The 11261-nt window shown below is 74.2% G+C and carries 11 protein-coding genes; 8 read left to right on the top strand and 3 right to left on the bottom strand.

Annotated elements, in window-relative coordinates; genetic code table 11:
• Nucleotides 1–142: 142 nt before the first annotated feature.
• Entirely contained in the window at nucleotides 143–760 is a 618-nt protein-coding gene (locus ITJ48_RS08120; protein ID WP_194613106.1) for a hypothetical protein, read from the bottom strand.
• 236 nt (nucleotides 761–996) lie between these two features.
• Between ITJ48_RS08120 and ITJ48_RS08115 the strand changes: the two genes are divergently transcribed.
• The 5 genes from ITJ48_RS08115 (at nucleotide 997) to ITJ48_RS08095 (ending at nucleotide 6304) form a co-directional block, all read left to right on the top strand.
• Complete coding sequence (locus ITJ48_RS08115) at nucleotides 997–1761, top strand: 1-acyl-sn-glycerol-3-phosphate acyltransferase (protein ID WP_194613105.1); 765 nt, start codon at nucleotides 997–999, stop codon at nucleotides 1759–1761.
• Between the two features lie 103 nt (nucleotides 1762–1864).
• Complete coding sequence (locus ITJ48_RS08110) at nucleotides 1865–2923, top strand: NAD(P)-dependent oxidoreductase (RefSeq protein ID WP_370544835.1); 1059 nt, start codon at nucleotides 1865–1867, stop codon at nucleotides 2921–2923.
• A 180-nt stretch (nucleotides 2924–3103) separates the two neighbouring features.
• A complete protein-coding gene (locus tag ITJ48_RS08105; RefSeq protein WP_192170293.1) occupies nucleotides 3104–4189 on the top strand; it encodes an alkene reductase in 1086 nt (361 codons plus the stop codon).
• 241 nt (nucleotides 4190–4430) lie between these two features.
• Complete coding sequence (locus ITJ48_RS16670) at nucleotides 4431–5573, top strand: septum formation family protein (RefSeq protein ID WP_194613104.1); 1143 nt, start codon at nucleotides 4431–4433, stop codon at nucleotides 5571–5573.
• A gap of 107 nt (nucleotides 5574–5680) precedes the next feature.
• A complete protein-coding gene (locus ITJ48_RS08095) occupies nucleotides 5681–6304 on the top strand; it encodes a CDP-alcohol phosphatidyltransferase family protein (protein WP_194613103.1) in 624 nt (207 codons plus the stop codon).
• A gap of 32 nt (nucleotides 6305–6336) precedes the next feature.
• On the opposite strand, the gene ITJ48_RS08090 is transcribed toward ITJ48_RS08095, so the two are convergent.
• Together ITJ48_RS08090 and ITJ48_RS08085 are read right to left on the bottom strand one after the other, a co-directional pair.
• The gene (locus ITJ48_RS08090; protein WP_194613102.1) at nucleotides 6337–7101 is read right to left on the bottom strand and encodes an aminoglycoside 3'-phosphotransferase; all 765 of its coding nucleotides are present in this window, start codon (nucleotides 7099–7101) and stop codon (nucleotides 6337–6339) included.
• Nucleotides 7102–7314: 213 nt separating this feature from the next.
• Complete coding sequence (locus tag ITJ48_RS08085; RefSeq protein WP_123547114.1) at nucleotides 7315–7527, bottom strand: hypothetical protein; 213 nt, start codon at nucleotides 7525–7527, stop codon at nucleotides 7315–7317.
• A gap of 262 nt (nucleotides 7528–7789) precedes the next feature.
• On the opposite strand from ITJ48_RS08085, the gene ITJ48_RS08080 reads away from it, so the two are divergent.
• The 3 genes from ITJ48_RS08080 to ITJ48_RS08070 are packed head-to-tail and all read left to right on the top strand — an operon-like array spanning nucleotide 7790 to nucleotide 11261.
• Nucleotides 7790–9496 (top strand): circularly permuted type 2 ATP-grasp protein, encoded by a 1707-nt coding sequence (locus ITJ48_RS08080; protein WP_194613101.1) that lies wholly within the window; start codon nucleotides 7790–7792, stop codon nucleotides 9494–9496.
• A complete protein-coding gene (locus tag ITJ48_RS08075; RefSeq protein ID WP_194613100.1) occupies nucleotides 9490–10419 on the top strand; it encodes an alpha-E domain-containing protein in 930 nt (309 codons plus the stop codon). The genes ITJ48_RS08080 and ITJ48_RS08075 overlap by 7 nt, the downstream gene beginning before the upstream one ends.
• Nucleotides 10416–11261 carry a transglutaminase family protein gene (locus ITJ48_RS08070; protein ID WP_123547111.1) on the top strand — a complete coding sequence of 282 codons (846 nt, stop codon included), beginning with the start codon at nucleotides 10416–10418 and terminating at the stop codon, nucleotides 11259–11261. Before ITJ48_RS08075 ends, ITJ48_RS08070 begins: the two co-directional genes overlap by 4 nt.

The raw sequence follows: 11261 nt of genomic DNA, 5'->3' as shown, positions 1-11261 counted from the left end.
GCCACCGCCCCAAGTTCTCGCCCGACGCCGACGACGAGCGCGGCCCCGGCGGCCGGCTCGGAGCCGTTCCCGTTCGCGTCGCACGAGGCACCAGGCTCGCGCGTGAACGGCCGCGTCGGGGCGGAGGAGTCGTGGCGGGAGATCAGCGGCGCGGGGCAGCCAGCTCGGAAGGGACGCCCGGAGGTACAGCAGGTGCAGGCACCACGGCGACCGGTGCTGTCGGCGTCCGTCGCTCTGAGACGGGCCCGGCCGACCCGAGCCGCAGCTCCGTCGTCCGCTGGGCGAGCATCACGAGCGCGACGGTGAGGGCGATCATCGCGCCGAACCCGCCGAGGAAGGGCCCGCCGCCCAGTCGGGTCACGTACGCGGCCGAGAGCAGCATCGCGCTCGCCAGGGGCGTGGTCAGGTAGGCCGCACGCACCGGGACCAGCGGCACCGCGCCTCCTCGGGTCCCCTGCACGCGCAGGGCGACGAGCGTCGCGGCCACCGCGGCGAAGAGCGCCCCGGCGGTCGCGTAGAGCACGGTCGCGGCGAGCGGGGCCACGGTGCCGACATGGCCGGCGTGGACCGCGCCGAGCACGGAGAGCACGGCGAAGCCGACGTGCCAGACGGGGGCGAGCAGCCAGGCGGCCCGCCGCACGCGACCCGCCGGCAGCGGCAGCAGTCCGTCGAGCGGCCCCTCGACGAGGTCGCCCTGCGCCCGTCGTCCGTCGTCGAGCGTCAGCCCCCGCTGCGCTCCTGTACCTCGTCCAGTCCCCACGCGGCGAGCCTAGGGAGGAGCTCGGATGGGCCGCAATCCTCCCTGAGGAGGACACCCGTTGTCCCCGCACCGGGCGACAGCGGGCGAGGCGGACGGCCTCGTCCCGCCACCCGTCCCGCACGATGAGGCGGCAAAAGGGTGAGTCGATCTCGCTTTCTCGGGGTCGCGACCGGCACGGCCGACGGCCGGCCGGCAGGCCCGGCGACGTGCCCGAAGAGCGGCGCCCGGCGCCTCGCATGCCCCGCCCGGCATGCGGTCTGCGCCACAGTGGTGCCGTGCTCACCTTCCTCAGCCGCGTCGTGCTCGTGCCCCTCGTCCGGCTGCTCTGGCGCCCCAGGGTCATCGGGCGGCGCAACGTCCCCCGCCGCGGCGCCGTCATCCTCGCGAGCAACCACCTCTCGTTCATGGACAGCGTCGTGATCACGCTCATGGCCCCGCGCGAGGTCTCGTTCCTCGCCAAGAACGCCTACTTCACGGGCACCGGCTTCAAGGGGCGGCTCAGCCGGTCGTTCTTCTCGGGCATCGGCGCCATCGGCGTCGAGCGGGGAGCGGGCGCCGCCGCCCAGCAGGCGCTCGACCTCGGCCTGGGCCGCCTCACCGAGGGGCACGCCTTCGCGATCTACCCCGAGGGCACCCGATCGCTCGACGGCCGCCTGTACAAGGGCCGGACCGGGGTCGCGTGGCTGGCGCTCACGAGCGGCGCCCCGGTCGTGCCCGTCGCGCTGACGGGCACCCAGGAGCTGCAGCCGGTCGGCACGACCGTGCCGCGCCTCCGTCGCTTCACCGTCGAGTTCGGCGAGCCGATCGACCTCTCGCACCACGGCGACGCCAAGTCGGGCCGCGCTCGCCGGCACGCGACGGACGAGGTGATGGCCGCGATCCAGCGCCTGAGCGGCCAGGAGGAGGCCGGCACCTACAACGAGCCGCCGACCCCGTCGGTCGTCGAGCGGGTCCGCCGCGCGATCCGACGCGACCCCCTCGGGTCGGACGCGATCGACTGACCCGGCCCCCGCCTCGCACGGGCGTCGAGCAGGCGCATGACGCCTCCTGAGAACAGCTGCAGGAGGCGCGTGACGCCTCCCGAGAGCGGCTGCAGGAGGTGCGGTGCGCTTCCCGGGTCCGGTGTCGGCGGCCGGGCGTACGGTCGACCCCGGCGGTGCGCAGGCCCGCCGAGGCGCCGAGCGCGAGGTGCCGGAGAACACGAACACGACGACGACGCGGCCCGGCGAGACGCCCGGCCGCAGGCGAGGAGCAGGCATGAAGGTCGCGGTGCTGGGCACGGGGATCATGGGGCAGGGCGTCGTCGGGACGCTCCTGCGCGAGGGGCACGACGTCACGGCGTGGAACCGCACCGGCGACAAGGCCGAGCCGCTCGCCGGCGTCGGGGCGACCGTCGTCGACACCGCCCGCGAGGCGGTCGACGGGGCCGAGGTCGTCGTCACGGTGCTGTTCGACGGCGAGGCCGTGCTCAGCGTGCTGCGTGACGCGACCTCCGCGGCCGACGCGACCGCCGCCTCCGACGCGACCACCGCCCCCGGCACCTCGGCCGACGGCCCCGTCTGGGTCCAGGCGAGCACGATCGGCGCCGCCGACACCGCTCGGGTCGTCGACCTCGCCGCCGAGCGCGGCGTGCCGCTGGTCGAGGCGATGATGCTGGGCACCAAGAAGCCCGCCGAGACCGGGAAGCTGGTCATGCTGGCGGCCGGTGCCCCCGATCTCCTGTCGCGGGTGCAGCCCGTGCTCGACGCGATGGGCGCGAAGACGATCACCGCAGGCGAGTCGGTCGGCCAGGGCACGGCGCTGAAGCTCGCCGCCAACGCGTGGATCGCGTCCGTCACCGCCGCGACCGCCCAGTCGCTGGCGCTGACCCGGACGCTCGGTCTCGACCCGCAGCTGTTCCTCGACGCGATCGAGGGCGGGCAGGCCGACACCCCCTACGCGCACCTCAAGGGCGCCAGCATGATCGCCGGCGAGTACCCCGCGCAGTTCGCGCTCGACGGCCTCCGCAAGGACGTCTCGCTGATGCGCGAGGCGGCGACCGCCGCCGACGCCGGGTTCGACACCTCCCTGCTGGAGGCGCTGGCCGGCCTGTACGGCACGGCCTCCGACCGAGGGCACGGCGGCGACGACATCGCCGCGGTGCACGCCGCCTTCACCGGCTGACCGCTCCCCGGGCTGCTTCCCGGACTGCGTTCCTGAGAACTCCCTCCCCCGTGCCCGTCCGGCGGAATGAGCGTGCCGTGACCCGGGTTGGGTCGCAGGTGCGCGACGACGGGCACTCTTCCTGACGCGTCGCGAGGCGACGCGGCCACCTCCTCCCTCCCCACCGGAAAGGACCCCTTCGTGGATCTCTTCTCCTCCGCCGTCCTCGGCGACCTCGTCCTCTCGAACCGCGTCACCATGGCGCCGCTGACCCGCACCCGCGCCGACGCGGGCGACGTGCCCGGCGACATCGTGGTCGAGCACTACGGCCAGCGGGCCACCCTCGGCATGATCGTCACCGAGGGCACCTACCCGACCCAGGAGGGCAAGGGCTACACCGGCCAGCCCGGCATCGTCACCGACGAGCAGGTCGCCGGCTGGAAGCGCGTCGCCGACGAGGTGCACGCCAAGGGCGGCACCATCGTCATGCAGGTGATGCACGCCGGCCGCGTCTCGCACCCCGACGTCACCGGCACCGAGCGGATCGTCGGCCCGAGCGCCGTCGCCATCGACGGCCAGCTGCACGTGCCCTCCGGCAAGGCCGCCTACCCGGTGCCGCACGCCCTCACCACCGAGGAGGTGCGCCAGACCGTGCAGGACTTCGTCACCGCCTCGAAGCGCGCCGTCCTCGAGGCCGGCCTCGACGGCGTCGAGCTGCACAGCGCCAACGGCTACCTGCTGCACGAGTTCCTCTCGCCCGTCTCGAACGTCCGCACCGACGAGTACGGCGGCAGCCCCGCCGCGCGCGCCCGCCTCGGCATCGAGGTGGCCGAGGCCGTCTCCGCCGCGATCGGCGCCGGCCGCGTCGGCATCCGCATCTCGCCGATGCACAACATCCAGGACGTCGTCGAGACCGACCTCGACGACGTGACCGCGACCTACGACGCCCTGATGGACGGCCTCGCCCCCCTCGGCCTCGCCTACATGAGCGTGCTGCACTCCGACCCCCGCGGCGAGCTCGTCCAGCGCCTCCGCCGCCGCTTCGGCCAGGCGGTCGTGCTCAACAGCGGCTTCGGCACGGTCACCGACCTGGCCGAGGCGAAGGACCTGGTCGAGAACGGCCACGCCGACGCCGTCGCCGTGGGCCGCATGGCCATCGCGAACCCCGACCTCGTCGCCCGCTGGGAGCGCGAGACCGAGCTGAACGAGCCGAACCCGGCCACGTTCTACGCCGACGGGGCGACCGGCTACACCGACTACCCGACGCTCGAGTCCGTCTCGCGCTGACCTCGGGGCGCCCTCCGTGCCTCCGGTGCCCGCTCGCCTCACGGGAGCCGGCACGCTGCTCCAGCACCGCCTGACACGCCACGGCGTGCGCCCCGCACCTGCAGGGCGCACGCCGTCGTGCGTCCGCCCCCGATCGAGGCCTGTCCGAGGTCGGCGGGGCGGGATACGATCCTCCCGGCGGACGCACCCGGTCCGCCGTCGAGGAGCCGTCGCACCCGGCCCCGCCCGTCAGGAGCAGCCCGTGTCGCCGTCGATCCCTCCCACGCCCGCCGACCTCGAGCGCCTGGCCGGCCTGCTGCGCCACGAGCTGACGGGGGCCGAGATCGTCGTCGTCCCGTCCGCGTACTCGGCCGACCCGCGTGGGGCGGTCCGGGTCCGTCTCGGCCACCGCGCGTTCCTCGACCTCGCCGACGACGGCGCCTCCTGGTTCGTCGCGGGCCTCTGGGCCGACCAGGGCGGCGAGACCCCTCCGGGCGAGCGCCGTCGCGAGTTCCTGGCCGTGCCGCTGCAGGCCGAGGCCCCGGTCGTCGCGACCGCGGTCGTCGCCTCCGTCTGGCGGTGGGTCGAGGCGATCGGCGCGCAGGAGGCGGACGCCCCGTTCACGCGCGCGTCCCGTTCCGCTCCTCCCGCGATCCCCGGCCCGGCCGCGTTCGGCGCGCCGGCGCCCGCGCCCTACGCGACGGCCGCGCCCGATCCCCACGCGACGGCGCCCACGCCGTACGCGCCGTACACGTCGACCGCGCCCGGCTCCACCTGGTCCGCTCCGTCCGCCCGGCCGCCGCGCCGTCGCAAGGGTCTCCTGATCGGAGGCATCGTCGCCGCCGGCCTCCTCGTGCTGGCGGGCGGCACCGCTGCCGCGGTCGCCGTTGCGCACTCGGCGGCGGAGCTCGCATCGGCGTCGACCTCGCCGAGCGACGGTCCCGGCACGACCGGCGGCGACGCCGACGACCAGGGCGTCCAGCGCGACCCGGACGAGGCGGGCAGCGGCTCCGGCACGACCGGGGGCACCCCCGACATCTCGGCCTTCGACATCAGGGTGGGCGAGTGCTTCGGCTTCGGTGAGGGCGCGGCCAGGGGGTCAGGCGACATCGACGGCGTCGTCTATCAGCCGTGCGACGAGGAGCACGACAACGAGGCCTACGCGACCGTCGACGCCACGCAGCCCGGCTGGCCCGGCCTCGAGGCGATGACGGCGTTCGCGGACGAGGGCTGCTACGCCGAGTTCGAGTCGTTCGTCGGCATCCCCTGGGACGACTCGGTGGTCGAGTACGGCTACCTGACCCCCACCGAGCAGAGCTGGGCCGAGGGCGACCGCGAGGTCCTCTGCTACGCGTTCGTCGACGGCGACACGTCGCCGGGCACCCTCGAGGACTACGGCTACTGACGGCCGCCGTCTTCCGCTCCGACCCGGCGCTGCGAGCCGCCGCCTAGGATCGTCAGGACGCCCGACCCGGATCGTCGCCGCCCCGCCCCCCTGACCCAGGAGCCCCCGTGCAGCTCGTCGACCGCCTCTTCCGCACCGACGAGTGGCGGACCGTGCCGAACGCGATCACGGCCCTCCGCCTCCTCCTGCTGCCGGTCTTCGTCGTGCTCATCGTCGGCGAGCACTACTGGTCGTCGATGGTCGTCATCGCGGTCGTGTTCCTCACCGACTTCGTCGACGGCTTCGTCGCGCGCCGCACCCACACCACCTCCGAGCTGGGCGCCTGGCTCGACCCGGTGGCCGATCGGCTCACCGTCATCGTCGTGGTGCTGGCCTTCTGGCTGGGCGGGCTGCTCAGCTGGCCGGTGTTCGTGCTGATCCTGCTGCCCGACGTGGTGCTGAGCCTGATCGCGCTGATCGCGTTCGGGGGCGCCTCCTTCCCCGTGACGTGGGTGGGCAAGGTCCGCACCGCGCTGATCTTCGTCGGCCTGCTGATGCTGCTCGTCGGCGTCGCGGTCGTGGCCCAGTGGCGCGGCTCCGAGGGCGGGGACGGCCCCGAGGCGCTCGGCCAGCTGCTCGTCGTCGTGAGCAGCTTCGTGCTGCTGCTCGGGCTCGTCGGGCACTACGTCGCCGCCGTGCTCTACGGTCGCGACCTCGCCCGCCGCTGGCGAGCACGGCGCACCGCCGCCTGACGCCCCGGGGCCGCCCGAGCGCCCGCTGCACCTCAGGTCGCGTTCCAGAGCCCGCGGTAGAAGGCGGTCCGCACCGGGTCGGGGTCGATCCCGTAGGCGTCGAGCCAGACGGCGTCCCAGCCGGGGCCGTAGTTCCACTCCAGGCTCATCGTCGCGACGGCGATGTCGGCCCAGCGGTCGGCGACCCCGAGCGCGTCGAGGTCGACGTGGCCCGACCACGTCCCGTCGTCGAGCAGCAGCGTGTTCGGCACGCACGCGTCGCCGTGGCAGACCACGAGCCGGTCGACCTCGGGGGCCGGCCCCAGCGAGTCGGGGTGCGACGACGGAGGCGCGGTGCGCGCCCGTGCACTCGTCGCGACCCTGTCCTCCACCGACCAGCTGAACGGGCAGTCGTCCACCGGCAAGGCGTCGTGCAGCACGCGGAGCCCGTGCCCCGCCGCCCGCACCGCACGCTCCGGGTCTCGCACCCAGCGCAGGTCGACGGCGCTCCGGCCGGGCAGCCCCGCGGTCACGAGGTGGTCGCCCTCGTCGTCGCTGCCGATCTCGAGGACCCGCGGCACGACGGCGTGCTCGACGGCCCAGCGCAGGCGCATCTCCTCGGCGTGCAGGTCGAGCCCGCTGCCGTGCGGCGCCCACTTGGCGAACCGCCGGTCGGGACCGTCCCCGAGGCGGTACGTCACGCCTCCTGCCTCGTTCAGCCACACCGGCGTGACGGTGTCGCCGTCGGCCGCGGCGAGCACGGGCTCCGGCACCACGAGGAGGCGGTCGTCACCGGCCGAGGACGCGTCGGGGATCATCCGCCCACGCTACGGCAGCGCCCCCAGCGCCTGCGGCGCCCGCCGCCGTGGCGCCCCTGCGGCCGCACCCGCCGAACCCGCGCGCACCCGTCGGCGCGCACGAGGGTGTGCGCGGGTTCGGCGGGTCCGGACGCCCTGGCGGCGCCCGCCGCGCGCACGACGAGGCCCGCCCCGCTCAGCGGGACGGGCCTCGTCGACGTACGCGTGCTCAGGTCAGCGCGAGGCCTTCTTGGCCTTCTTGATCGCGGCCTTGCGGGCGACGGCGACGTTCTTCTTGGCGCTCTTGCGCGCCTTCTTGACCTGGGGGTCGTTCCAGAACGAGCCGACGTAGCCCGAGATCTGCTTGTAGCGACCGTGCCCGGCCTTCGCGCCGAAGGTGTAGGCGATGAACGCGATGATGGCGATGAGCAAGAATCGGAAACTCATGGGTCCTCCCAGGGAACGTTGACGTGTTGCGTCGACGGTAGTCCCCGCGCCTGTGCGGCGTCTCGCCCGTGCGGATGAGACCGCCGAGAACTCGCTCGGCGGCCGGACCGGGCCCCGACCGGCCCCGGCCAAGCCCCGACCGGGCCCCGACCTGGCCCCGGTCGGGCCCCGACCGGGCCCCGACCGGCGCCGCCCGGAGCCCCGTCCCCGCCCGCAACCGCCCGGAAACACCCTGGCAACACCCCGTCAGTAGCGTCGAGCCATGGCAGACCTCTTCGACCGCTACGCCGCGGCGACCCCGGCCCGGGGCTCCGCCGCGAGGCAGCCGGCGCCCGCCTGGGACGAGATGTTCGCGTCCGACCGCGAGGTCCGCCGGGCCTACCAGGAGATCCACGCGACGCTCGAGGGCATGACGCAGGACGACCTGCGCGGCCGCACCGCGGCCCTCGCCGACTCGTACCTCGCGCAGGGCGTCACCTTCGACTTCGCCGGCGAGGAGCGTCCGTTCCCCCTCGACGCCGTGCCCCGCGTGATCGAGCACGACGAGTGGCTGGACGTCGAGAAGGGCGTGAAGCAGCGGGTCAAGGCGCTGGAGGCGTTCCTCGCCGACGTCTACGGGCCGCAGCGCGCCGTCGCCGACGGGGTGATCCCCGCGGGGCTCATCACGAGCTCGAGCCACTTCCACCGCCAGGCCGCGGGCATCGACCCCGCGAACGGCGTGCGCATCCAGGTCAGCGGCATCGACCTGATCCGTGACGAGGCCGGTGCCTGGTGCGTCCTCGAGGACAACGTCCGCGTGCCCAGCGGCGTCAGCTACGTGATCTCGAACCGGCGGGTGATGGCACAGACGCTGCCCGAGCTCTTCGTCTCGATGAAGGTGCGCCCCGTGGGCGACTATCCCGCCCGCCTCCTCGCTGCCCTCAAGAAGAGCGCGCCGTCGGGCGTCGACGAGCCGACGGTGGTCGTGCTGACCCCCGGGGTGTTCAACTCGGCCTACTACGAGCACACCCTGCTGGCCCGGCTGATGGGCGTCGAGCTCGTCGAGGGCCGCGACCTCTACTGCTCGGGCGGCCGCGTCTTCATGCGCACGACGGGCGGCCCCGAGCGGGTCGACGTGATCTACCGCCGGGTCGACGACGAGTTCCTCGACCCGCTGCAGTTCCGTGCCGACTCGGTGCTCGGCTCGCCCGGCCTGCTGATGGCCGCGCGCCTCGGCACCGTCACCATCGCGAACGCGGTCGGCAACGGCGTCGCCGACGACAAGCTCGTCTACACGTACCTGCCCGAGCTCATCCGCTACTACCTGGGCGAGGAGGCGCTGCTGCCGAACGTGCGCACCTGGCGCCTCGAGGATCCCGGCGCCCTCGAGGAGGTGCTCGACCGCCTCGACGAGCTCGTCGTCAAGCCCGTCGACGGCTCCGGCGGCAAGGGCCTCGTCGTGGGGCCGGCCGCGAGCCGACGCGAGCTGGACGAGCTCCGCACCCGCCTGCGGCAGGACCCGCGTGGCTGGATCGCTCAGCCAGTCGTGCAGCTGAGCACCATCCCCACCCTCGTCGACGACGGCCTGCAGCCCCGCCACGCCGACCTCCGGCCGTTCGCCGTGCACGACGGCGACGACGTCTGGGTGCTGCCCGGCGGGCTGACGCGCGTGGCCCTGCCCGCGGGCCAGCTCGTCGTGAACAGCAGCCAGGGAGGCGGGTCGAAGGACACCTGGATCGTCGGCGGCGACGTGGCGGCCTGGGCAGGCCACGACGTGAGCGCCCTCATCGCGGAGCAGACGACGCCGACGCAGTCGATCCCGGTCATCACGCCGGAGGCGGCGGCAGCGGCAGCAGCGGCGGCCGCCGACCACACGCCCGACCACGCCCCGCAGGACGACCCCCGCAACGACCAGCAGGCCCAGCAGCAGCAACAGCAACAGCAACAGCGGGCGAGACCCGCCACCACGACCGAAGGACGACCATGCTGAGCCGCATCGCCGAGAGCCTCTTCTGGATCGGCCGCTACATCGAGCGGTCCGACGGGACGGCCCGCATCCTCGACGTGCACCTGCAGCTGCTGCTCGAGGACCCGTGGATCGACGAGGACACCGCCTGCCGCAGCCTCCTCTCCGTGATGGGCAGCGAGGCCGCCTCCGACGTGCCGCTGACGCGGGGCGACGTGCTCGCGCGGCTGGCCGTCGACCGGCACGACCCGGCCTCCATCGCGTACTCGCTCGGCGCGGCCCGCGAGAACGCCCGGCGGGCCCGCGAGATCGTCTCGACCGAGCTGTGGGAGTGCCTCAACACGACCCGCGCCCGCATGCCGCGCAAGGTCGCGGGCGACAAGGTGCACGAGTTCTTCGCCTGGGTGCGGGAGCGCAGCGCGCTCGCCGTCGGCATCATCGAGAGCGCGACGAGCCGCGACGAGGTATGGCAGTTCTTCACCCTGGGCCGGTCGATCGAGCGCGCCGACATGACGGCGCGGCTGCTCGCGACGCGCACGCTGACCGAGGCGTCGGGGCCGTCGTGGACGACGATCCTCCGCTCGTGCGGCGCCTACGAGGCCTACCTGCGCACCTACCGGGGCGTGCCGAGCGCCCGCAACGCGGCGGAGTTCCTGCTGCTCGACCGGTTGTTCCCGCGCAGCGTGATGTTCGCGGTCAGCCGCGCCGAGGCGTGCCTCCGCGAGGTCGAGCCGTCGAACGGGCGGGTGATCGCGACCGACGGCGGAGTGCGGATCCTCGGGCAGATGCGCAGCGAGCTCGAGTTCCGGCCGATCGGCGACATCCTCGACGACCTGCCGGCCCAGATGGACGCCGTCCAGGCCGCGACGAGCGCCGCCTCCGAGGCCATCCGGCAGCGGTACTTCCCGACCAGCGCGGCGCCGACGTGGGTCGGTGAGCGATCGTGAGCCGGCTGCGGATCCGCCACCACACCGGCTTCTCCTACGCCGGCGAGGCCGTCGCGAGCTACAACGAGGCGCGCATGCTGCCGGCGCACGCCGAGGGGCAGTTCGTGCTGTCGTCGCACCTCCGCATCGACCCGGCCGCGGGCACCCACGAGTACGTCGACTACTGGGGCACGCGGGTGTCGGCCTTCGAGGTGCTGCTGCCGCACCGGCAGCTGTCGCTCACGGCGACGTCGACCGTCGAGCTGCGGCCGGTGCTGCACCCCGAGACGACGACGGGCTGGGACGACCTCGCCCGCGTCGCCGGCGCCACCGCCCAGTTCGTCGAGCACCTCGAGCAGACGCCGTTGACGGCGCCGCCGGCCGACCTGGTCGACCTGGCCCTCGAGGCGAAGGGGGCGTCGACCTCGCCCTGCTCGACCGCGATGGAGATCTGCCAGAGGGTGGGAGGTGCGGTCCGGTACCTGCCCGGGGTCACCAACGTGAAGACGACGGCCGCCGAGAGCTGGGCCGCCCGGGCCGGGGTCTGCCAAGACATCGCGCACGTGACCGTGGGGGCGCTCCGCGCGGCGGGGATCCCGGCGCGGTACGTCAGCGGGTACCTGCACCCCCGGCCGTCGGCCGAGCTGCGCGAGACCGTCACGGGAGAGTCGCACGCCTGGATCGAGTGGTTCTGCGGCGCGTGGCACGGCTACGACCCCACCAACCTGATCGACATCGGCGACCGTCACGTGGTCGTCGGCCACGGCCGCGACTACCGCGACGTGCCGCCGCTGCGCGGGGTGTACGCGGGGTCGGGCGCGTCGTCGCTGTTCGTGACCGTGGAGATCACGCGCGAGGCGTAG

Origin of the sequence: Frigoribacterium sp. VKM Ac-2530, assembly GCF_015350835.1 — a bacterium.
In the GTDB taxonomy this organism is placed as follows: domain Bacteria; phylum Actinomycetota; class Actinomycetes; order Actinomycetales; family Microbacteriaceae; genus Frigoribacterium.
The sequence above is the reverse complement of the archived record's forward strand: the minus strand, read 5'-3'. Positions and strand labels throughout refer to the sequence as shown.